Source organism: Nocardia sp. GP40 (assembly GCF_050434125.1).
GTDB classification, from domain to species: domain Bacteria; phylum Actinomycetota; class Actinomycetes; order Mycobacteriales; family Mycobacteriaceae; genus Nocardia; species Nocardia albiluteola.
The window spans coordinates 145,491-172,347 of sequence record NZ_JBNPVW010000019.1 but is presented as its reverse complement, the minus strand read 5'-3'; the positions used below and the strand labels follow the sequence as shown (position 1 = coordinate 172,347).

General features: G+C 68.1%; 2 protein-coding genes (1 of these 2 running past the window's edge). One reads left to right on the top strand and one right to left on the bottom strand.

All coding sequences use genetic code 11. The features are described from left to right. The coding region (locus ABH933_RS40020; RefSeq protein ID WP_429427016.1) for a hypothetical protein at positions 1–276 on the bottom strand (276 nt) is incomplete at its 3' end. 150 nt (positions 277–426) lie between these two features. Between ABH933_RS40020 and ABH933_RS40015 the strand changes: the two genes are divergently transcribed. Further along, positions 427–26,857: the 5' portion of an ADP-ribosyltransferase gene (locus tag ABH933_RS40015; RefSeq protein WP_429427014.1), read on the top strand. The gene runs 16,982 nt beyond the window's last position; the window shows 26,431 of its 43,413 coding nt (coding positions 1–26,431); it begins with the start codon at positions 427–429; its stop codon lies off the right edge, out of view.

Sequence of the window (26,857 nt, the reverse complement as noted above, 5' to 3'; positions counted from 1 at the left end):
AAGGCCGCCGAAGAGCAAGCCACACGCGAAGCCGAGCAACGCAAAGCCGCCGAAGCAAAAGCCCAACAGGAAGCCGACCAACGCAAGGCCGCCGAAGAGCAAGCCACACGCGAAGCCGAGCAACGCAAAGCCGCCGAAGCAAAAGCCCAACAGGAAGCCGACCAACGCAAGGCCGCCGAGGAGGCCGCGGAGAAGGCGAAGCTGGAGGCCGCGGCGAAGGCGGCCAAGGACAAGGCCGAAGCGGAGGCAAAAGCCAAGGCCGACAAGGAAGCTCAAGACAAGGCGGCTCAGGAGAAAGCGGCTCAGGACAAGGAGGCCCAGGCAAAGGAGGCCGCAAAGTCCAAGGGCAAGAGCAAATCCTGGTTCTCGAGCCTGTTCGGCGCCCTGTCCCCGAAGGTCGAGCGGACAAAGGGCCCGCAGTGGCCCGTGGTGGACGGGGTCCGCGCGCCCGAGGGCCACGTGTGGGAGTCGATGCCGCCCGACGGCGACTGTTTCTTCCACGCCGTCGAACGCATCGTCCACCCGGACCCGTACAGCTCGGCGGACGAACTCGACCAGCGGATCCACGACCTGCGCGACATGACCGCCGACGAGCTGTCGGGGCCGCGGCGGAACGATTACTTCCAGGTCTTCCAGAACATCCGGGTCGCCGCCGAGAACCGCGGCAGACAGCTCACCGCGGCGCAGCGACTGGCCCCGATATCACCGGCGGATTCGGCACGCCACCTCGCGGAGTACAACCGCCAGGTCGAACAGATCAGGCGACGGGGAGTCTGGCGCACCGACGCCTTCCACCTGGTTCCCCGCGCCGCCGCGGCCGCGCTCGCCGGCAGGGGCGTCCTGGTGCGCGTCCACAACAACCAGATCCCGCAGGGTATGACCTTCGGCGAGGACACCCAGGCGCAGCCCCACGGCTCGACCCTCGTCGCCAACGAACACTATTACCTCGCCGTACCCTCCGGGGATCAGACGTCCTCCAGCACGCTCGTCACGCCCCAGGGGTCGCGGCCCACCAGGCCCTGGCACGAATTCGCCGCCCTGCTGGGCGACGATGCCGAGCAGTACGCCCCGCTCGACCCGGCACAGCCCGTCCCCGGCCCCTCCCGGATCACGGTGTTCGGCGATGAACAGGGCGCCCACTACATCTGGTACCCGCCCGCCAGCACCTGGTCCGGCGAGATGCGCGACGCCAACGGCCAAGCGGTGCAGGTCACCTTCGATCAGGCCCTCGCCGACCCCGCCGTCACCGTCGTCCACACGTCCGCCGCGTCAACGGACACTATCGACCCGGGACTGTATTCGGCCGACCCGGAACTGGCCACCGCCATCGCCAATTCCCTGGCCACGTTCAAGAACGAGACCGACCTGGGCCTGGATGCCGCCATCGCCGCGTCCCTGGCCACGAAGACGCCCGGCGACGAGACGCCGACCATCACCACACCGACGATCCAGACACCCGACCTGGGCCCCCTCGACACGAACTTCCCGGGCCTCGCCGGAGACTTCAGCCTCTCGCCCGAATCCCCCACGGGCACAATCATTCACGACCCACTGACCGACGAAGGCTCGGTCCAGAGCAGCGAGGACCACCAGCAGTCCACACCGATCGTCCCAACACTGCCGACCGAATCCCTCTCCCCCGCCGACACCGAACCCACCAAACTCCCGTCGACCGGGAACCTCGGGCAGACCGACGCCCCTTTCACCACATCTACTTCGTCCGAGCATGTCTCAGCGATCACCGCCTCGGACGACGAACACCTCGAGACCACTCCACTGAGCCAGCTGCCGCCGCCCGAGTACTTCGAACTGACCGACTCGGACGACGAACTCCAGCCCCTGGCAACCACACCGGCCCAAGCCGTCGGACCGCACGACACCCCATTCACCACACTCGCGTCCCCCGAACACATCACGCTGGGCGACGACACGTCGCTCGCCCAGCTCCCGCCACCCGAACACTTCGAACTGTCCGACTCCTCGGATGACGAAAACCTGCCCCTCGGAACCACGCCGGCCCACGCGATCTCCTCGCACTCGGACGAGCAGCAACCGGCACACCCGGCCGCCGCGCATTGGGACGACCTGTCATTCATGCTCGGCCCGAATCCCCAGCGGCACACCAGGGACTCCCTCACGCAGCCCGCCGTCGACGACGCCAGGGTCATCGTGCTGGGCGACGAGTCCGGCGCGCGGTACGTCTGGATGTCGTTCCCCGGCACGTCGAACGGCATCCTGCACGATGTCGAGTTCAATCCGGTGCAGGCGACCCTGGAGCAGGTTCTCGCCGACCCCGCGATCACCGACATTCGCATCCCCGCAGCCGAGTCCAGCGACATCGTGTTCACCGACGATGAGCTGCCGCCGCTGTCCGACGACGAATCGGATCCCGGCGGCGACCACGGGCCCCTGACTGCCCCGCCGCAGCACTCCGCCGAGCCGACGACCCGCACACCCTCCGCGACTGCCACCACACCCGCGACGAGTTCCGAAGCGCCGCAACAACAGCCCCACGACACGCTGTCGGCCCAACCGAACCCCACGCACGTGCAGCCACTCCGGCTGAGCACCATCCGCGCCGCACTCCACGTCGACGACGAATCGGTCTACAGCCCCGATTCCGCATCGGTCTACAGCACCGAATCCGAGAGCCCGGCCACCACCTCGAACCCGTATGCGCCGACCCGGCAACCGAATTCGCCCGGGCAGCCCCGGAGCATCCGGTGGTGGGACGAGGAGCCCTCCGGCGTCCGGAAGGAACAGCGGTCCTTCCCGCTGCTTCCCACCGGCTTCCCTCGCGCCGGCACGGATCCCCGTATCACGGCCGGATCCACCATCCGGCCGCCGCGCGCGGAATCCGTCACATCGGTCTATTCCGAGGATTCCGGGGATGCGGAAATTCCCCACGACAGCACCGCTTCCGCGGTGGCGGCTCCCCACTCATCCGATGTCACCGCACCTCACGAAACCGAGCGCGAGGACACCGCGGTCGCGGTACCCGACGGCAGCGTCGGCGTGCACGGCGGCACACACGAACCCGCCCAGGGCAAACGCACACCGGCACAACGCCTGCGGCGGCTCGCCTCCCGGATGCGGAACCGCACCGCGTCCGACGAATCGAGCGACGCGACACCGACCGCCGCCGCGCCGCGCCGGCGCACCCGCGATATCTTCCAGCGCCCCCTTCGGCGATTGCTCAGCAGCACAAAGACTTCCACCGCACGCCCGGAATCGGACACCGCGCGCGACGGGGGCACCGCCCAGCACACGACCGTCACGAACCCGATACGAGCCGCCAAGACCCCGCTCGACTGCGTCGTGGACGCGCTCACCGGCATCGCCCGGGACCTCCACAAGGCCCCGATCCGCCTGCCGCGGCTGCCCGCGGTCCTCGCGGGCCGCACCCGGCCCGAACTCGAGAAGGCCGCGGGCGGCAAGCTGCGCGGCTACCCCGACGTCCACCGGATCGCCCGGCAGCTCGACCTCCTCGGCGACGGCGCGCAGGCCCTCGTCGTCGCCGTGCACGAGACCCCCAACGCGAACGGCGTCGGCGCACACGCCTACCGGATGGTCAACGAGGACGGCACAATCCTCGTATACGACACCGCCGACCCCGGCCACAGGCTCCCGGGGCAGCGCCCCTCCGCCAGCGTCCACGCCGTCCTGTACACCCCCGCCGGCAAGATCGGCCGCCCCGTCCGTCTCCGCGACGAGAACATCCCCGAATTCCCGGCCGGCACCCTCGTCGGCGCCACCAAGCAGCCGGATCTCACCGAGCTCACGGCGGAGCCCACGATCTCCATCGTCGACGAGTCGCACCACGACGACCCCGCAGCCGTCGAAGCACTCCTGAACAGCCTCCCGACGGTACCGACCAACGACCCCTCGGCCGCCCCGAAGTCAACCGAAAAGGTTCCGGGGGAAGAGGTTCCGAAGGAGAAGATTCCACAGGACAAGACCGCGCAGGTCAAGGCTCCCGAGCTGGGCGACAAGGTCCGCGAGAAGAGACGGGTTCGCTTCGACACCGGCGACGACGAGGTTCGCCTCTACGACCCCGCGGCGGCCCCCATCGAGACTGCCACGCCGCTGGAGTCCGCGCCCGTCCGCGACATCGTCTTCCCGGAGGTCCCCACCCACGACCCCTCCAAACCGCTACCCGCCCAACAGAAACCGGCCCAACAGAAACCTGCCGAGCAGAAACCGGCCGAACAAAAGCCCACTGAGCAGAAGCCCGCCGAACAAAAGCCCGAAGCCAAGCAGCCCGGCGACGAGGGCGACCCGAGCATCCCGCTGCCGAGCGATCATTCGACCTCGTCCACGCGGGCCCCGGGCGTCCCGGGCCATGTCGTCCGCACTTTCGGCACCCAGCGGGACGGCCACCAGGACCTGGCCCATATCATGCCGCTCTCCGAAAGCACGGTGCGGGAGCTGCGCAAGCACGTCATCGACGAGGTGGAGACCCGCGGCGGCCGGCGCACCAGGGTCAACGAGAACGACTTCCGGGACAACGACTTCCGCGCTGCGGTCGAGCAGAAGCTGACCTCCCGCCTGGGCGTCGCCGAATGGGACCGCCTGCTGAGCGAATCGGGTATGCCCCTGGGCGTGAAGTACCAGGGCAGCCCGTATCCGGCGTTCCTGCGCCTGACAATGCATGCCCGCACCCCGGAGAAGTCGCTGGAGCACAAGGGCCCGGCGGTCAGCACCCAGCGGTGGACGTATGGATTCGCCGAGTCCGGCGACAGCATGGCCAGCCACGACCTGCGGTCCGGCTCGATCCCGTTCTCCGATCTGTTCGATCTGTTCGACAAGGGGCTGCTCGATTGGGGCCTGACACCGCAGCTCAGCGCCACCCACAACCAGCTGTCCACCGCCATGTCCACGTTCGCGACGGTGCAGTCGATCATCAAGAAGCGCAGCACCGACGCCCACGCCAAACCCTTCGACTTCGAGCCGCGGTTCGAGATACGCCTCAACACCGACGGTCAGAACGGTGTGCTGTCACCCGACGCGCCGAACAAGACCGACTGGAAACCCCTGCCCGCCATGCCGGACGATCTGGTGGTCTTCTTCCCCCGGCACCTGGCCGACAGCACCGAGATGCCGACGGTCGACGAGAGCAAGCCCGAAACCGTCCCCGTACCGTTCGAGCCCGCGCAGCCCCCGGCAGACGCCGCCGTCCCCGTGGCGGCGCACAGCGACCCGAAGCAAAAAGACATCACCCTGACGCAGTTCCCCTTCTACGGTCCGCAGGACTTTCCGCATCACGACCATCTCCTTGCCGATATCGCGGCGGGATTCCCCGACGAAATCCGGGGCATCACCTCGGGGTCGACCAGCGCGCTGCTGGAATTCTTCGGCCGCAATTTCCTCGCCAATACCCCGGGCGCGCACGGCGGTTCGATGCAATCCCCGACGCTGAAGACGTCGTCCGGTAAACCGCTCGGGTTCTTCAAGGTGAAGCTCCGGAGGTTCGAGGGCGGCGAGACACTCACCGCCCCGACCATGAAGGACGGCTCGCGCCTGGAATACAACGTGCTGCGGGCGTTGCGTACGCAGGGAAATTCCACGGTCAGCCATTCCCTCGGCGCCTCCCTGGCACTGTCCCTCGGCTTCGGTAAGGGCAAGTCCGACAAGGCGACCGGCTATTCGCCCATCGGCGCGACGATCACCCCGCTGAAGGTCGGGGCCAGCTATCAGAACAGTCATTCGCTGACCTACGGCGGCCGGGCCTACACCTCGCGCGCGCTGCGCCTGGTCGCGGATCTGCTGCACACGACACCGCGGATGGCCCTGGAGGTCACCTTCGTCCGGCCCGACGGCACCGAGGTGCAGCCCCTCGCGGAAACGCCCCTGGACGGCGGGAAGAGCTATCCGGTCAACATGCTGGTGCCCTCGAAGCAGAGCATCGGCAAGGCGCCCGAGGAGGCCAGGTACCTGCAGCAGGACCTGCTGCATCTGCATCAATTCGGCCTGATGGTCACCCCGCTCGAGGTCAAGATGCCCGACGAGGTGTTCACCGATATCAAGAAGGTCCTGTCCGATCACGGATTCCTCCCGCCCAATCGCGAACCGACCTGGAAGGACTGGTTCGAATCGAATTCCAGCAAGAATCAGCGGCTGGAGAACGTCCGCAAGTTCGAGCAGCTGAGCGGTCGGCTGGGTCTGCTCGCGGAGGCGGACGAAATGATCCAGGGCGGCACCCGCATGGTGTTCGAGAAGTCCAATCTGACCGATACCGAACGCCTGACCGTCAAGATCATCGCCGAGCGCGATTACGAGGACGAGGCGGCGCCGCATCAGGGCGTGACGCACGATTGGTCGGCGCCCGACATTCAGACGATGAACTACACCGGCGTCGTCATGTCCGGCGGGGAGCAATCGGCGAAGGCGCCGTTCGCGTGGGATGTCGGCGCCAGCGCCTCGCTCACCAATCCGTTCAACGCGAAGCGCAGCGAGATCGTCTCGAGCCTCGGCGGATCCTTCGACCGCACGGGCAACGAGACGACGACCCAGCAGTTCGACACCAACTTCGGCGAGGAAAACTACACCTTCAGCCCCAAGAACAAGACCTCCGAATCCGGCGTCCAGCTCTTCGGACTGCCCACCCGCTACCGCGTCGAGTTCAGCTACAGCCACGGCCCCAACCCGGACACGATCGACGACGTCAAGGGCAGCATGCACCTGGCCGTCCCGACGTATCTCACCACCAAGGAGCCGGTCCACAGCGACCCCCGGCCCGCACCCACCACGCGCGAGCACCCCACCGACAAGAGCCGGATTCCCGACAGGGACGCCCAACTCCTCGACCTGCCCACCGCGGCCTACCGGACCGAGAAGACGCTCCCCGAGGGCGTCGGGCTCCTGCCCCACTCCGCGGTCATCTCGGGCAACCCCATCGCAAAGATCCTGCAGGACAACGCGTTCGACATGATCGGCGAGATCGACCGGAGCGGCGCCGAAGAACCCGACCCGAAACTGCCGGGTAGCTTCCCGGCCGAGACCGAAACACCGGCCATCGACACCTCCCGCCGGTCGAGCCGGTTCCCGAACATGGGTTCGCTGTTCCGGTCCTTCCGGCCGCGCCGGACCGGGGACGAGGAGTACGACCTGCCGCGCTGGAACCCGGCGTCGAGCTCGACGTCCCGGCCACAGGACGCCACCACAACCCCGACAACCAATCCCAACGACGTCGTCATCCAGATCGACCCCGCCACCACCGAGACCGCAACCCCGGCAATCGATCCCAACGACCTCGTCGCACGGTTCAACGCCCTTCGAAACCCGCCCGCGACCACCGAGACCACGGATTCGCCCGAGACGACGCCGGGCGACACCGCCGAGGGCGCCAAGCAGGGCTGGGGCTCGTGGGCCGCAAACAAGGCCGTTAACGCCGGTAAGTGGGTCTGGCGCAACGCATTCGGCGACGCGGCCACGAATCCGGCGTCGACGGCCCACTCGATCATCCATAGCTCGCTGTCGCCGCACCACGCGAGTTCCTATGCGCCGCTGATCTTCCGCGACTCCTACGAGTTCGAGGTCCCGATCCCGGGCGGCGTGGCCGGCACGGACTACAAGGTCAAGATCAAGGGCTATTTCAACAACGTCCGGGTCAGGAAGCCCGTCGGCGTCGATACCGAGCATTGGCTCGAGACCGTCAACGCCTCGTCCCGGACCACGTCCCGCAACCGCGGCAACCAGGGCGCGGTCACCGTGCAGGGCACCTACGGCGACAAGTCCGACCCGAGCTACCGGCCGTCCGGCGGCTGGCAGCGCAGCGACGCCACCTCGACGCACTCCACCGGCACCGACGGGATCGACAGCCTGCGAGTCACCTCCGACTACGGCGGCAACGGCGTCCACGAGTTCACCGGCGACGCGCACATCGTCATGACCATCGAGGCCGGCACCCGCAACTTCATCAACGGCCTGCTGCGCCGCGGGCCGCACACCACGCGCACGCGCGTCATCGACATTCCCCAGAGTCTCGACTTCTTCCTGGTCGACAACGACCTGCACAACAACCCGGCCCTGCTGGCCATGGTCGAACAGGCCGCCGAGGACCGCGGCGAGGAACCCCCGGTCGCCCAGAAACAGGCACCGACTCGCAAGCTGGGCTCCAGCTACACCGAGAAGATCAAGGGCACCGACCGGCCGAAGGCCAAGATTCCCTTCGGCGGCGCCACGGAGGTCATCTTCGACAACCGCAGCGCCTTCGAGAACGCGGCCAAGGATCTCGTCAACGAAATATCGCCCGGCGCAACCGAAGTGGGCTCGGCCAACTACCACCCCGGCGTCGGGCCGCTCATCAACCAGCACACCAACAGCTTCGGCGTGCGGACCCTCGCCAACGCCGGGGCCGAGGGCAGCCACTCGTTCCACTTCGTCGACCGCTCCGACGTATTCGGCCCGCGCGTGGTCGGTGTCACGTTCACCCAACGCCCCAAGACCGGAGTCGACCTCGACGCGCTGCGCGGCAGACTGGTGCCCAGGAGCGCGGCGCTGGACAACGTCCACCGTCACGACCGCGCCGACGGCAACGCGCTGATCGAGCCCGGCGCCACCAGCGTCGGCACCTCCAACACCAGCAGCCAGCAGCTGACCGCCACCCCGCTCGGCGGCTCGTTCACCAAGCAGCGCCCCACGCTCGGCGTCGGCATCGCGCGCGGGGGCAGCCACAGCGATACCCAGAACTCCAGCCGCGCCCTGAGCGCCTGGGAGCGCAGCGGCGACGAGGAGTACCAATTCGACGTCCCGACCGAGTACGTCGTCACGGTGGACTGGCGCCCCATGACCGAGACCGCGTCGAAATACCTGGCCAACATGGTCGGCGACGGCCTCATCCAGCTCGGGCAGGGCGCCCTCGGCGCCGGGCAGCTCATCCACGCCGGGCAGTGGGACGGAACGTTCACCGACGTGGACCCCGAACAGCTCGCGGACCCGCAGCATCCCGTGACGGACATCCATTCCAAGTCCACACCCGTGAACGCCCTGACGCACCTGCGTCTGCACAAAGCCGATACCGAACCCGCCCCGGAGGACGTCACCGCGGAGAACCCGGCCTCGAAGGCCGTCCCGCACACCACGCCCCGACTCTACGGATTCGACCCCGCCGTCCCGCCCGAGCTGCGCCGGACCCTGGACGGCATCGCCGACCCGACCGCGGCCGGGCATTCCGACACCACCGATCCGGAGGCGAACCGCGCCGGCGCCGAGGCGGTGCCCGACGACGTGCAGGAGCTGCTGTCGGTCGACAACTGGGTGCCCGACCTTCCGTTCGTGACCTACGACTTCGACGGCGCGAAGGAACTCGGCCAGGCGCTCCTGGCCGTCGACCCCTCGCTGAAGCCCAACAGCTACACTACCTCGGCCGAGGGCCTGAACTCCCGCCTGACCACGCTGATCGCCAACAACACTCACACCCCCATGCGGCCCGAAACCGCCGCCCCGTTCCTCAATGTCACGCCGGCGAGCACCGACGAGATGCCGCGGCCGCAACCGCACACCCGCGGCACCACCGTCACCGGCACCACGGTCCGTGTGAGCCTGTACTCACCCCGCTCCGAGCGGGACGTCGATTCGATCGTCGCCGACCGTTTCGAATTCTCGAACGACAGCTTCCAATCCCAGGAGAGCAAGTCCACCACGGTCGCCCCGACCTTCGGCCACACCGGGCCCGTCTCCGAGGACGGCAACCACCGCGGCGGCATCTCGGGCTTCCCCCTCGGCGGCGAGAACGCCAGCAAGGGCCAGGCCGCCGCGACCGGCAGCGTCCGGCGCCTGCTCAAGCGCCAGAACGCACCGGCCGACGGGCACCGCCTGCGGTCCGTGGCGCTCATCGAGGTCCGCGGCCCCAAGGGCACGGTCTGGCTCACCAGCGACGTCGTCGGCCAGTACCAGGAGACGCCGCCGCTGCGGACCAGGCCCCTGACCGATGAGGACTTCCCCGAGGTACCGACACACGACCCCGGGGCGATCACCGAGAGCGACTTCCCCGAGGTACCGACACACGACCCCGGGGCGATCACCGAGAGCGACTTCCCGGCGGTGCCCACCCACGAGCCGAAGGCCGTCAAGGAACGCCGGCTCGAAGAGCCCCTGCTGGCCGAGCCCGCGAAGAAGCCCGCGGAGACCACACCCAAACCTGCCGAAACCACGCCCAAACCTGCCGAGACGAAGAAGTCCGAACCCACCGAAACCAAGAAGGCCGAGCAGCCGGGCGACACCAAGAAGACCCCGGCCACCGGCGCCGAGAAGCCGTCGAGCACCAGTAAGCCCGCCACCGATGCGGAAGCCGCAGCCAAGGCCGAGGCCGAGGCGAAAGCCAAGGCCGCCAAGGCGAAAGCCGACGCGGAGAAGGCGGCCGAGGAGCAGGCCGCCAAGGACAAGGCCGACGCCCAGGCGAAAACCGCGGCAAAGGGCAAGGCCAAGAGCCAATCCTGGCTCTCCAGCCTGATGGGCGCCCTCTCGCCGAAGGTCGAGCGCACGAGGGGCCCGCAGTGGTCCGTGGTGGACGGGGTCCGCGCGCCCGACGGCCACGTATGGGAGTCGATGCCACCCGACGGCGACTGCTTCTTCCACGCCCTCGAACGCATCGTCCACCCCGACTCGTACGGCTCGGCGGACGAACTCGATCAGCGGATCCACGACCTGCGTAATGCGACCGCCGACGAACTGTCGGGGCCGAGACGGAACGAATACTTCGAGGCCTTCCAGAACATCAGGGTCGCCGCCGAGAACCGCGGCAGAAGACTCACCCGGGCGCAACTGCGGGCCCCGATTTCACCGGCGGATTCGGCCCGCCACCTCGCGGAGTACAACCGGCAGGTCGAACAGATCAGGCGGCGGGGAGTCTGGCGCACCGACGCCTTCCACCTGGTCCCCCGTGCCGCCGCGGCCGCGCTCGCCGGCCGGGGCACCGTCGTACGCGTCCACAACGACCAGATCCCGCGTGGACTGACCTTCGGCGAGGACACCCAGGCGCCGTCCGACGGTTCGGTCCTCGTCGCCTACGACCACTACTATCTCGCCGTACCCACCGGGGAACACGTGCCTTCCGGTGCCGTCGGCACTCCCGAGGGTTCACGACCCACCAAGCCCTGGCACGAATTCCTCCCCCTGCTCGGCGGCGATGCCGAGCGATACGACCCACGCGGCCCGGAACAGCCCCTCCCCTCCCAGTTCACGGTATTCGGCGACGAACAGGGCGCCGACTACATCTGGTACCCGCCCACCAACACCTGGTCCGGCGAAATGCGCGACGCCGACAGTCAACCGGTGCACGTCACCTTCGAACAGGCCCTCGCCGACCCCGCCGTCACCGTCGTGCACGCGTCCCCCGAGACCGTGGAAGCGGGCGCCCCGGACCTGTATGCGACCGACCCGGAGCTGGCCGCCGCGATCGCCGCATCGCTGGCCGAGTTCAAGGCACATTCCGCCGCGACCGACGACGCCCTGGCCGCCGCGATCGCCGCATCCCTGGCCGAGTCCAACGAGCATTCCGCCTCGACCGCGCTCGATACCCCGCACGACTCCACGACCACCGAAACGCCGCAGCAGCAACTCCAGCCGCCCAGCGAAACCGAGACGCCCGAAACCGATTCGGACGACGAGATCGCCGAGTTCGCCGCGCGGCTTCGCGCCCTGCGCGACAGCGTCCACAACCTGCGCGAGGCCACGGTCCCCGCCACCTCGCCGCGGCAGACCACCGAAAGTACCACTCCGGCAACCGATCTGGTCGAACGGTTCCGCGCGCTACGCAACAGCGTCCGCGCGCTGACCGAGAACAGCACCGGAACGACCGACACCACTACACCGCAGCAACGGCCGCAGGCGTCGACCGAAGACACAACCGCCACAACCGATCCCGTCGTCCACAACACCGCCGACTCCGAACCGCCACGGCGGCCACAGGCGGCGGTCGTCGACACCACCTCCGACTCCGAGACCGATCCGGTCGCCCGGCCCGACGCCGTCCACAACAGTTCTCCGACCATCACAGACGAATCGACCCGCAACGCACTCTCCGACGAGATCGACCTGGGCGACCCTCAGTTCCACCCGGGCGGCGGGATCTCCTCCACGAACACCATTCGGTCCGCGCCCTTCCGCAGCTACGAGTCGACCGACGACGAACTGTCGGACAACGGCGACCTCGGGACCCTCCGCCTTCCCCCGCGACCCGGGACGCCCTTCCCCACCAGCCTCCGCCGCGACGACGAACCGGAGTACCACGACGACCGGTTCCCCGGCGACGACGAATCCTTCTACGGCGACAACGAGTCCGCCTACGGCGACAACGAGTCCTTCCACGGCGAGGACGGCCAGTTCTCCGAGAGCTCGTACACCGCTCCCAGGAACTTCCCCGGCGACAATCCGACCTACCGCGATGACGAATCGGCCTACACCGAATCGATCTACAGCAACGACGGTCAGGAACTGCCGACCATCGGGACCTCCACGAGCACAGGCCGTTTCGCCCCTCTGCGCTACTACGAACCGGCCGTCGACAACAACCGGTCGGACTACAGCGAATCGGTGTACAGCTCGGACGGCCAGGAACAGCCCCGCCCGGTCCGGCCGCAATCGCTCACGGACGACGAGATCGACCTGACGGACCTGGTCCACACCCCGCAGCTCACCGAAACCGATACCGCGAACCGACCTTTCAGCATGCTGGATGCGATGGCCGAACTCCGCCGTGACGACAGCGAGGGATCGGTCGACAGCCAGGGCGAGCAGCTGCCGCTATCGAGCGGCGGCAGCCACGCGACACCGTCGCACCGGACGACCCGGAATGTGGTCTTCTCGGACGAGCTGACCTCGCAATATCAGGCGACCCAGCGATCCTTCCCGCTGGTCAACAGGCCCTCGCGGACAACGGATTCCACCCCGTCCACCGGCCCCCGCGACGAGCTCCGGCGCACCGAGCCGGCGATCTCCGACGGCACCGGCGACCTCGGCACCCACCGGATCGACCAGGCCGCGCAGGCATCACATTCCCGGCCCACCGACACCACAACGTCCGCCACGACCGGACGCCGCAGCGTCGCACCGATATCCGACGGCAGCACCGATACCCGCGGTGGGCGGGGATCCTCCAGCGGCGTGCGCGGATCGCTTCGGCGCCTGCGCAACGTCGTCTCCCGCCTGCGCAACCGGGACGACACGACACCGCACACCACCGAGCAGGCACCGACACCGCCGACCGAGCGCACCCGGCGTCGAGACATCCTGCGGCGGTTGGTGACCCGGCGCAGCAGCGCCACCGCGACCCCCGCAACCCACGGCGACGGCACCACCTCGCATTCGGCCGTCGAGAACCCATCGCCCGTCCTGGGCCGGCGGTACTCCGACGTCGGAACCGACTGCGTCGTCGACGCGCTCACCGGCATCGCCCGCGCCCTGCCCGATGCTCCGATCCGCGTACCGCGGGACCCCGCGCCCCTAGCCGGCCGCTCACAACGCGAACTCGAGCGGGCCGCCGGCGGCAGACTCCGCGGCTACCCCGACGTCCACCGCATCGCCAGGCAGCTCGACCTGCTCGGCGCCGGCGCGCGTGCACTCGTCGTCGCCGTGCACGAGACCCCCAACGCGAACGGCGTTGGCGCACATGCTTACCAAATGGTCAACCGCAACGGCACCATATTCGTCGAGGACGCCGCCGACCCCACCCACACCCTCCCCGGACAGCGCACCGCGGCCAGCGTCCACGCGGTCCTCTACAACCCCGACGGCCGGATCAGCCGCCCCGCCCGCCGCCGCGGCGAGCATGTCCCCGAATTCCCGCCCGGCACCACCATCGGCGCGCTCGTCGATCCGACGCGGGCGAGCGAAGTCGTTCCCGCCGACGACGATTCGGACTGGGAGACGATCTCCGACGAGGAGTCCGCGCATTCGAACAGCCGGGAGGTTGTGCCCGCCGATTTCCGGCTGCCCGATCCCGCGGAGTTCGAGCTGTCGTCGGACAGCGCGAGCCACCACACCTCCGAGGCGGGCTCGGACGTGTTCGTCGACATCCCGCTCGACTCCCCCGTATCACCTTCTGCCGCAACCTCTCTGGGCCATGTCGTCGAGCGCTTCGGCAACCGGGGAGAGGGCGGCAAGCCCCTGATCCACGTCGAGCAGTTCTCGGAAGAGAACATGAAGTACCTGCGCCGCCACATCATCGACGCGGTGCAGGGCGCCCACGGCCGGAGCGCGGCATTCCGGAAGGCCGTCGACAACAAGCTGACCTCCCGCCTGACCAAGGCCGAGGAGAATCTGCTGCTGAGCGAATCGGGCATGCCGCTGGGCGTGAAATACAAGGGCAGGCCGTATCCGGTGTACCTGCGGATGTCCCTGTACGCCCGAGATCCGAAGACGGGGCACGTCGCCCGGGTGAACGACGGTCCGGGAATCAGCACCCAGCAGTGGTTGTACGGATTCGTCGAGGCCGCCGATACCAGCGGCAGCCGCAATCAGCGATCCGGATCGCTGCTGTTCTCCCATGTTACGGATCTGTTCAAGACCAAGCTGCTCAACTGGGGTATTTCGCCGCAGTTCAACGCCACGCACAATCAGCGGTCCAGCGCCATGTCGGTGTTCTCGACGGTGCAGTCGATCATCAAGATGCGCAGCACGGATCCCAACGCCATACCCTTCGATCTCGAGCCGCGGTTCGAAATACGCCTCAACAACGACGGATTGGCGGGCGTGCTGTCGCCCAAGGCGCCGGAAGCGGGGGACTGGAAACCCATCTCCGAGCCCGCCCCGGACGACGTGGTGGCCTGGTTCCCGAAATATATGGCCGACAGCCGCGAAATGCCGCGGGTCGATCCGAACGACGACGCCACCATTCCCGGACAGTGGCATCGCGATCCGAACAACCCGAACCCCCAGCTCACCATGAAGGAACTGCGCTTCTACGGACCGCAGGGCCTGAAGTATCCCGACCAGCTCCTCAATCACGTGCTGCAGGGGTTCACCGATCATCTGAACGACCTGTCCGAGACCTCCGCGGCACAGCTGCGGGAGTTCTTCGTCTCCACCTTCCAGCGCAACGTCCCGCTGATGGACGGCGGCGCGGCGACCTCGCCGGTCATGTACACATCGTCCGGTAAACCGCTCGGGATGTTCCTGGTGAAGATCCCGGACATCCACGGCGGCACCGAACTCACCGGCCCCTCCACCGTGGGCGGCAACGCCTCCCGGCTCGAGTACAACGTGGTGCGGGCGCTGCGCACGCAGGCCAGTTCCGGGGTCGCCAACGGTCTCGGCGCCTCGGTGTCGGTGTCCGCCGGTCTGGGCAAGGGCGAGGCCGATCACGACACCGGCTACTCGCCCATCGGCGGCCAGATCACCCCCCTCAAGATCGGGGCGGCACATCAGAACAGTCTCACCCTGAGCCACGGCGACCGGGCCTACACCTCACGCGCGCTGCGCCTGGTGGCGGATCTGCTGCACACGACGCCGCAGGCGACCGTCGAGGTCACCTTCGTCCGGCCCAACGGCGTGGCCGTCGAGCCGGACTCGAAGACGCCCCTGCACGGCGGGAACGACTATCCGATCAACATGATGGTGCCGTCGAAGAAATCGCTCGGCCATGCGCCGAGCGTGCAGGAACTGCGATTCCTGTCGCCGGACATCCTTCATCTGACCGATATCGGGCTGACCACCACCCCGCTCCAGATCAACATCCCCAAGAAGATGTTCGACGACATCAGGACCTTCCTGACCGATCGCGGATTCCTGCCGTCGGGCAAGGACACGTCGAGTCTGTGGGACTGGTTCGAGCCCAATGCCACCAAGACTCAGCGGCTGGACAACGTCAGCAACTTCGAGCAGATGAGCGGCCGCCTGGGGAAGCTCTCGACCTTCATCGAGATGACCCACGGCGGCGCCCGGATGGTGTTCCTCAAGTCCACCGCGACCGGGACCGAGCCCGAGCGCATCACTGTCACCCTCAAGCAGAAGCGCCGGTATCACTCGCTGGAGAATCCGCACGAGGGCATCTCGCACGACTGGATACTCCCCGACATCCAGACGATGAACTACACCGGCCTGGTCCTCACCAGCTCGGAGGAGCACTCGAATACGCCGTTCGTCCTCGATATCGGCGCCAACGCCGCGCTGACCAACCCGTTCAGCAGCGAGCACAGCGAATGGATCGCGAGTCTCACCGGGTCGTACGACTTCACGCACAGCAACACCGAGAACGAGGCGTCCGGCCTCGGCTTCGGCGAGGAGAACTACACGTTCAGCCCCAAGGGTTTGCACATCTTCACCGTGCCGACCCACGTCGTCGCGGAGATCTCCTACAGCCACGGCGACAACCCCGACCCGATCCGCGCCGAGGGCACCGCCCATCTGGCCGTTCCCACCTATCGCACCACCGAGGAACCCGACAACACGCGCCTGCCCGAGCCGACGGTCCGCGAGAATCCGACCGATGGGTCCCGGCCCCCCGCGCAGGACGCCCGCGCCCTCGACCTGCCGACGCAGAAGCAGCTCAGGAAGGGCAAGGGAACCCTGTTCCCCGCCACCGCCGTCGTGGCGAGCCACCCCGTCGCCGAGATACTTCAGGACGTCTCGGTCGGTCTCATCCGCGACATCGAACGGGGCGCCCGTCTCGGACCGCACGTCTCGAAAACCCTCACCTCCGGCGATGACCATCGAACCGATACGCCCGCAACCGATTCGGTGGTGATACCGCATGGCGAGGACGAATACGAGATGTCCACGCTCGGGCCGGTGCCCCGCATCGTCATCACCGATCCGGACGGCGCACAGCATTTCGGCGCACAGCAGACGGCTCCGACAGTGCCCCAGCAGGATCGGACCGATCACACCGCACCGCCGGACATTCCCCGCATCGTCATCACCGATCCCGACGGGGCACAGCATTTCGGCGCACAGCAGACGGATTCGATCGAACCCCATCGTGATTCGACCGAGGCCCCCGCAACGCCGAGCGTCCCCAGGATCGTCGTCACCGATCCGGAAGGGGCGCAGACAGACCCGACCACGGCACCGGAACTCGCCGGGGACACCGGGACCGAGCACACCGAGTCCGACGACGAGCCGGGCCTGAGCTGGTCGGACGTGACCGACGCCCTGAAGAGCTGGGCGAACGGGGCGGGCGAGGCGGCCTCCGGCGCCGGTGAGTGGTTCGCGCGCAACGCGTTCGGCGATTCGGCGGAGAATCCGGAGTCGATCGCGCGCTCGATCCTCAATACCGAGCTGTCGACGCATCATTCGACCTCCCTCGCGCCGCTGATCTACCTCGACTCCCACAAGTTCGAGGTCGAGATCCCCGGCGCGGTGGCGGGCACGACCTATCAATTCAAGATCGAGGGCTACTACGACGACGTCGAGGTGCTGAAGCCGTCGGCCATCGATACCGAGCACTGGCTCGAGGCCATCAACACCGCGGCGCGCTCCCAGCTGAATCAGCACGGCCACCAGGGCAGCGGCGGCTGGACCGCCCGGCTCGGGGAGAAGGCCGACCGCAGCTTCACCGGCGGGCTGAGCCAGCAGCGCAACACCTCTCACACCAAGCACGTCACCGCGACCGATCTGACCGACACCCTGCGCGTGACCTCCGACTACGGCGGCAACGGCGTGCACCGGATTCGCGCGACCCCGCACCTGGTCGTCACCGCCACGGCCGGATATCGCAACGCGGTCACCGGTTTCTTCCACGGCAAGCCGCACACCACCCGCACCCGGGTGGTCGACGCCCCGAAACGGCTCGAATACTTCGTGGTCGACAACGACCTGCACGACAACCCGCCGCTGAAGGCCCTCGTGCAAAAGGCCGCCCGCGACCGTGGCGAGCAGCCCAAGATCGCGCCCAAGCGCCGCAACGATCGCGCGCTGTCCGACGCGTTCACCGGCAAGCGGAAGGCGGGCGACGCCAACGCGAAGGGCCTGCTCAGCTTCGGTCACGTCACCAGCGTCATCCTCAACGACGGCCGCAGCGCCTTCGAGGACACGGCCCGCAACCTGGTGGAGGAGGTGTCGCCCGGGGCGACCACGACGGGCTCGAACAACCACCATCCCCAGGTCCTGCCCCTGATCAACAAGTACGCCACCACATTCGGGCTGCGGACCCTCGCCAACGCCGGCTCCGAGGGCAATCACTCGTTCCACTTCGTCGACACCCACGAATTGCTGGGCCCGCGCGTCGTCGGCGTCACGTTCACCGCGCGCCCGCATCCCAAGGCGAAGCTCGATCAACTCCGCGGCCGGACGGTGCCCTCGACCGCCGCCCTGGACAACGTCCACCGCCACGATCACGCCGACGGCAACTCGCTCCTGGAGCCCGGCGCCACCAGCGTCGGCAGCACCCACACCAGCACCGACCAGACGAGCCTGACCCTCGGCGGTCAGCGGAACAAGATTCGCCCCGCGTTCGGCATGGCCGTCGGCCAGGCGCGCAGCCTCGACTCCACGATGACCGACAGCCGCGCTCTGAGCGCATGGGAGCGCACCACCGCGCCTCAGGACCAGTTCGACGTCCCCACCGAGTGGACGGTCACGGTCGACTGGCGGCCCATGACCGAGGCCGCGTCGCGGTACCTGGTCGAGAAGATCGGCGACCTGCTCATCAACTCCGGGCTCCACATCGCCTCCGGGCACTGGATGGGGGTCGTCGAGGGGGTGGACCCCACCCGGTTCCACAGCAGGCCCCGCTTCTCCAAGCCCGCCTCGGTGAACGGCGTCTCCCGGCTCCGTCTCCACGGCACGGACACCCAGCTCGCCCCGAAGTACCGCACCGCGGACACCCCCGCCAAGCCCGTCGTCCCCCGCACCGAGCCCGGTATCTACAACTACAACCCCACGATTCCGCTGCCGCCCCCTTCCCCGGACCACCGCGCGATCGAGATCGACGTCCCCGCCGACGTGCGGCACCTGATGTCGGTCCCGAACTGGGTGCCCGAGCGGTCGATCGTGATGTACGACTTCGACGCCCTGGAGGAGTTCGGCCGGGCGCTGCTGGCCGTCGATCCCTCCCTGCACCCGAACGACAACAGTCGCTCGGTCGAGCACATGTCCACCCGGCTGGTCTCGCTGGCCTCGAGCAACCTGCCCACGCCCCTGCGGCCCGAGAACACGGCCCCGTTCCTCAACATCACGCCGAACAGCGACACTGTGCCCACCCCACAACGCCATCGCCGGGGTGTCACCGTCAACGGCGTCACCGTCACGATGAGCCTGTACTCACCCCGCGCCGCGGAGACCAGCACGCAGATCGCCATCGACCGCTTCGTATTCGGCAACTCCAGCGCCCAGGACCACGAGAGCCACAACCTCAACCTCGCCCCCACCTTCGGCATCAGCGGCCCCGCCTTCACCGACGACGGCAACACCCGGGGCGGCCTGAACAGCTTCCCCCTCGGCGGCCAGAATGCCGGTCACGGCGAATCCGACGCCCTCGGCGGCGTCACGCGGGATCTGAAGCGCACCAACGCGCCGTTCAAGGGAAACACCCTGCGCGCCGTGGCCCTCCTCGAGGTCAAGGGCCCCAAGGGCACGGTCTGGGTCTCCGGCGACGTTCTGTTCCGCGCCACCGAGACACCGTCGAGTGCGCACATCGCACCGCCCCTGACCGACACGGAGGACCCGGCCGAGACCCCGGATCCCACGCTGCCGCAGGAGCACACCGAAACCGCCCCGGCACAGACATCCGGATCCGAGACGAAGGCGTCCGGCTCGGAGACCAAGAAGACGACCGGAACCGAGAAGAAGGAGGCCTCCGGCTCCGGCGCCAAGAAGACGACCACCAAGAAGTCCGCCGGGTCCGAGGCCAAGACGACACCCGAGTCCGACAACGCGAAGAAGGTCGCACCCGACACCAAGGAGACCACCGAACCCGACACCAAGAAAACATCCGAATCCGTAACCAAGACAACCGAACCCGATGCCAAGACATCCGAGTCCGATCCGAAGACATCGTCCACGTCCACACCGAAGAAGACGTCCGCACCCGACACGAAGAAGACGTCCGAACCGAAGGCGACGAGCGAAGCGCAAGCGGCAGAAGACAAGGCGGCCAAGGACAAAGCGGACGCCCAGGCAAAGGCCGACGCAGCGGCCGAGACCAAGGGCAAGAGCAAGCTCGAGTCCTTCTTCTCCTCGCTGCTGGGCGCACCGAAGGTCGGGCGCAGCGTCGGCGAACGACGGGCCGTCGTGGACGGGGTCCGCGCGCCGCGGGGATACGTCTGGGAATCGATGCCACCGGACAACGACTGCTTCTTCCACGCCCTCGAACGCATCATCTACCGCGACCCCTCCGGCTCGGAAGCCGAACTCGACCGACGCATTCGGCGCCTGCGCGGTCTGGCCGCCGGCGAACTGTCGGGGCCCAGATGGAGAGAATATTTCGAGGTCTTCCAGAACATCAGGGTCGCCGCCGAGAACCGCGGCAGAAGACTCACCGCGGCGCAGCTGCGTGCCCCGATATCGCCGTCGGATTCGGCCCGCCACCTCGCGGAGTATCACCGGCAGGTCGAACAGATCAGAGAGCGGGGCATCTGGCGCACCGACGCCTTCCACCTGGTCCCCCGCGCCGCCGCCGCCGCACTCGCCGGCCGGGGCGCCGTCGTGCGCGTCTACAGCCGGCAACTCCCCAACGGGGCCACCTTCGGTGAGAACACCGGGGCACGGGCCCACGGCGCGACCCTCATCGCCCACAACCACTACCACCTCGCGGTACCCACCACCAGGCACACACCCGCGGACGCCCTGGGCACCCCCGAGGGCACCCGCCCGACCAAGCCCTGGAGTGAATTCGCCAACCTGCTCGGCCTCGACGCAGAGCGATACACCCCCGGCCAGTCCGCCCCGGACCACACTCGGATCACCGTATTCGGCGACGAGAACAACGCGCACTACATCTGGTACCCGCCCACCGGCACCTGGCCCGGCGAAATGCGCGACGCCAACAGCCAACCGGCGCCCATCACCTTCGACCAGGCTCTAGCCGACCCCGCCATCACCGTCGTGCACGCGTCCGCCTCGGCCGTCGACAACGCCACTCCGGACCTGCCGTCGGCGGACCCCGACCTGGCCGCGGCCATCGCCGCATCCCTGGCCGACCTCAAAACACCCGCCGCCCCGGTCCCCGACGACGACGACCCCGAGCTGGCCGCGGCCATAGCCGCATCCCTGGCCGACCTCGAGACCCCGGCCACCTCGTCCCACGACACCGTGACCGACCCCGAGGCCGCCGTCGCCGTCACCGCATCCTCCGCCGCGGCACACACCGCCCCGGTGGAGGGCGAACAGGTCATCGACAACCCGCGGTCCGATGGGCAATCGGTCCACAGCACCGAGGAGGGCGAGCAGACCACACCGGCCGCCGAACTCGTATCGCCGCAGATCCGACCGCCCGAGCACGTCGACCAGTTCGACATGGGCGACGAAGCCCTGTCCCCGCCGTTCGAACCGCAGCCGCTGGGCTATGCCCCCACGCCCATCGGCACATCGCGGCGCAACCGCCCACCGACCTTCCACGACGACGAGTCGCCCTACGATGAACCGGTCTACGACACCGACGACGATCAGGAACTTCCTCCGCCGACAACCGGACGTCCGCACAAGCTCGCACAGCACGATGACGGGTTCGAGGTCCAGGAGGTCTTCGGTGCCCAGCCCCCGCGACGTGGCACCGGAACCTCCTCGCCGACCGGAACCCCCCGGTTGGCGCCCCTCCGGTACCACGAAACGTCCTTCTACGACGACAGATCCGCCTACAGCGAATCGGTCTACAGCACCGACGGCCAGGAACCGGCCGCACCGAGCGAACAGGCCATCGCCACCCCACACGGGACCGCCGTCCCGGAATCCGACCTGACCGACGCGCAAGACCCGCACATCACCGAAACCGGCGCCGAGAACCGGCCTTTCAACCTGAACGCGTTCCTGGACGAACTTCGCCGCGATGACAGCGACGAGTCGATCTACAGCCAGGATGACCAGGAACCAGTCCGCACCACCGAATCCCGAGACCTGCCCCAGCTACCACCCCGATCGGGCAGCGATCGCACGGAACCAGCGAACCGACCGACCCCGAGTGTGCGCTGGGCGGACAATCTGCCTACGAGGCCCCGGCCGGCACAGCGATCCTTCCCGCTGGTCACCAGCGGAACGTCGCGGCTCACCGACACCGACTCCCCCGTCGAACCCCGCGACCAACTCCGTCCGACCGAACCGGCGACATCCGAGGACACGAGCAGGATCGACGACACCGCCTCCACGTCGCACTCCCAGCAGCAGGACGGCACGGCGCCCCGGACAACCGGACACGAGGAAATCCCGCGCCTGGCGCCACGGACATGGGATGGCGGGGTCACCCACACCCGCGGCACTTCCGGTGGCGTGCGCGCACGCCTGCGACGCCTGGTCGACCGCCTGCGAGGCCGTGACACCACCCCGGATTCGACCGCCGGAACTCCCCGGACGGCCTCGCAGCCCACGGCAAGCGGCCGCAGCCGCAACATCTTCCGGCTATCGGTACTCCGGCCACACCGCAGCACAACAACTTCCACCCCACGACGTGACCCGAGCACCGCCCACGACGGCGCCACCGCACACACGACCGTCACAAACCCGACGCGCGCAACGGAACTGCGCCACCCCGATGCCGGAGCCGACTGCGTCGTCGACGCGCTCACCGGCATCAAGAGTGACACCGAGAGCTCCGCGATCCGGCTGCCGAAACGTTCCTCGGCCCTGCCGGGCCGCACACTACGCGAACTCGAGAGGGCTGCGGGCGGGAAGCTCCGCGGCTACCCCGACATCCACCGCATCGCCCGGCAACTCGACCTCCTCGGCCCCGGCGCCCAGGCGCTGGTAGTCGCCGTACACAACACCCCCAACGCGAACGGCGTCGGCGCGCACGCGTACCGCATGGTCGTCGACGAGGACGGCCTCGTCCTCGTCCACGACACCGCCGACCCCACCCACATCCTCCCCGGACAACGCACCGCCGCCAGCGTCCACGCCATCCTCTACACCCCCACCGGCAAGATCGCGCGCCCCGTTCGCCTCCACGGCGAAGACACCCCGGAATTCCCGTCCGGCACCCGCATCGGCGCACCCGCGACCTCGACGCAAGCAGCCGAAACCACGCCCGCCCAAGACGATTCGGACCCCGCCGCCGGGCACCACCCGGCTCCGACTCCCTCCCCCGAGGGCCCCATCGATCCGAGCCCGATCAGCGACCGCGCGGCCTTCCGCGCCACCTACGACAACACACGTCCGATCCCCAGAAGCGAACTACACGAAGATACGGACACCGAGACCGAGCCCGAGTCCGTCTACTACGACGCGGACGATCCGTACACGCTGCTGGCCGAGGCGGCCGAGAGGTTCGGAGCCGGTAGGGAATTCCCCGACGACGCCGAATCCCGGGACCTGCTGGACCGGCTGCACCGGGCGTTCGATTCGATCGATTTCGCCAGGATCGAGGACTCCGGGCTGGAGGCGTTGACGCATATCCCGAGGGCCGAGATCGAACGGCTGCTCTCCATCGAGCGGCAGGACACCACCGATCACACAGCGGGTTCGGGTTCGACGGACGCGGTACGGGCCGAGGCGGCCCGGCTGCAACGCGAGCTGAGCGAGGCCTATCTCCGCGACCACAGCGACTCCGACGAGGAGGAGTACACCTTCGACGGGGACCGGCAGCGAACCTTCCCCAGCACCGGCGCCCCTTCTTCGGATCCGGCGATCGAGCGCGGGGACCGGCCAGAGGATCGACACGCGGACATCCTGTCCTCCGACGATGACGGCCTGTACCTCGACGCGCTGTACGGGGACGGCGATGTCGACTCTCCGACGATCTCCGTGCAGGATCCCGAGGGCCGTACGAGGACGATCGATGAGGACGCGGCCCGCCCGACACTACCGGCGGATTCGACTGCGGGTCAGTCTGATTCGTCCACAACAAAATCCGACTCGCCTGAGCTCGAGCCCGAATCACCTAGGCGCACGACCGATTCGTCCGCACTTACGCCCGAATCTCCCAGGCGCACATCCGATTCGCGGGCGCGCGATCCCGAGTCGCCGACGCGCAAATCCGACCCGAAGACGCCGGTCAGGCCCCGGGCGAGCTCCAGGGCATCCAGGCTGTCCGTGGACTCGAGGCTCTCCGGGGACTCCCGGCAGACCGAGGTGTCGCGGGCCAGCACGCCACCCGTCCTGGAAACGCAGAAGGACGATCATCTCTCGGATGTCGAGCCGGAATTCTCCTACAGCGTCGAGGATTCGGACGATCCCACCGTGGATCCGCAATCGAGCAAACAGCAGGGCAAGCGCAAGGCCAGCTCTACGGGCCATGCCCGTACCGGCAGCAAGTCGTCGCAGTCCACCACCTCCTCGGCGAAGGATTCGACGAAGCCGAAGTCGCCGGTCGACAGCGGCTCCGGGCATCGTCGGTCGGGCAGCAATTCCACCGTATCCTCCGGCGCGCCAGGGGATTACAGCCCTCCGGTCCGGGAGTTCGGCACCCAGCGCGACGGCACCAAGGATCTGCTGCACATCGAGCCGATTCCGGAGTCGACGATCCGGTGGCTGCGCAATCAGGTAATCACCAGGCTGGAACGCACCCGGGGCCCGGACCCGAAGTTCCGCGCCGAGGTCGAGAAGAAGCTGACCTCGCGCATGACCTCCGGGGAATGGGCCAGCCTGCTGAGCGAATCGGGCCTGCCCCTGAACGTGAAATACCGTGGGCGGCAGTACCCGATCTCGGTGCGCCTGAACCTGAACCTGCGCGGACCGTCCGCCGAGCCCATCGAGCGGGTGGGCGACGATCTGCCGGTGAGCCTGCAGCGATGGTCGTACGGCGTCTCCGAGGTCGGCGATACCGCCAGCGCCCGCAACCAGCGGTCCCTGTCGTATGCGTACGCCTACCAGCGGAGTGTGGACAAGGGCAAATTCCTCACGGCGGGCGTGGGGCTGCAGGGCAACCTGACCCACCAGCAGTTGTCGACCGCCTCGAGCGTCTTCTCGACGGTGCAGTCGATCGTCAAGAAGCGCAGCACCGGCCCCTCGCTGCCCTTCGACTACGAGATGGAGTGGGAGCTACGGGTCAACGACCCGGACGATGTGCTGTCGCCGCGCGTACTGAACGATCGCTGGCTCTACATCGGCGGACACACGCCGCGCCCCGCGCCCGGCGCCGCGGCCGTGCCGGACCATGTACGGGCCTGGTTCCCGAAGTACATGGCCGAGGCCACCGAGCTGCCGACGGTCGACGAGGACGATCCGGCCACCGTTCCCCCCGGGTTCCACCGCGACCCGGCCGACCCGGAACCGCATATCTCCCTCGAGGAGGTACCACTCCAGGGTGTGCTCGACATCCCCCACCACGACCGGATTTTCGCCGATCTGATGGCCGGGTTCCGCAGGCGCATCCGGGGCGCCTCCGGGGCCTCGGTGGAGGCGCTGCGCGAATTCATGAGCGAGGGCAATTTCCGCAGCAACATCCCGATGATGCACGGCGGTTCGGTGGCCTCGCCGACCCTGTACACGAATTCCGGTAAGGCGCTGGGGCACTTCCAGTTCGAGATCGTCGACTTCAACGGCGGGGACACCCTCACCGGGCCGACCATGAAGGGTGGTTCCCGGCTCGAGTCGAATGTGCTGCGGTCGTTGCGCACCCAGAACAGCAGCACGGTCACCAGCTCGCTCGGCGGCTCTCTCGGGCCCACCTTCGGTTTCGGAAAGGGTAAGGCCGACAAGGAGACCGGCTACGCACCGGTCGGCGGGACGATCAACCCCTTCCGCTTCGGGATGTCCCATCAGAACTCCCATTCGCTGAACTACGGCGGCCGGGCCTACACCTCGCGCGCCCTGCGCCTGGTCCACGATCTGCTGCACACCACACCCACCATGACGCTGCGGGTGACGTTCGTGCGCCCGGACGGGCGGGCCGTCGGACCACGGGCCAGGACGCCGCTGTCCGGTGGGAACGACTATCCAGTCAACATGCTGGTGCCGCCGAAAAGCGCCATGGGCCACGCGCCCACCGAGCGGCGGTACCTGCCCTCCGAGCTCCTGCACCTGAAGGATCTCGGGTTGATGACCACCCCGCTGCAGGTCAAGGTCCCGCCGAGAATGTTCGCCCGGCTCGAGCACGTCCTGCACACCGAGGGGTTCCTCCCGCCCCGGGTCGACACGCCTGGCGTGCTGGACTCCGCGACGCAGGATGCCACCGATACGCAGCGGCTGAACAATGTCCGCAAGCTCGAGCAGCTCCGCAGCCGGATGGGCCTGCTGTCGACCGCGGACGAGATGGTCCAGGGCGAGATCGACGACGACGGGAAGATCACCGGCGGCACCGAGGTCACCTTCGTCAAGCCCACCCCGACCGGTAATCAGCGCATCACCGTCAGCCTCCTGGCCCTGCGCCGCTACGCCTCGGAGAAGGATCCGCACCAGGGCGTCTCCCACGATTGGACGCTCCCGCAGATCCAGACGATGAACTACACGGGCGCGGTCATGCCCGGCGGCGAGTCGGACTCGAAGACGCCGCGCGCGTGGAATCTCGGCGCCAGCGGCTCGGTGACCAATCCGTTCAGCGAGCCGCACAGCGAGGGCCTGTCGAGTTTCGCTCCGTCGTATACCTATTCGAGCAGCCACACGTCGAGCAGCGAGTACGACACGGGCTTCGGCGAGGAGAACTACACCTTCAGCCCCGGCCCGAAGAGCACCCAGCCCGGCAATCAGGTCTTCACCGTGCCGACCGATCTGTGGATGAACATCGACCACAGCCACGGCGACAACCCCGCCCCGATACACGATGCGGGCACCCTCCACCTGGCCGTCCCGACGTATCTCACCACCACCGAGAAGCGCAATACGCCGCCACCGC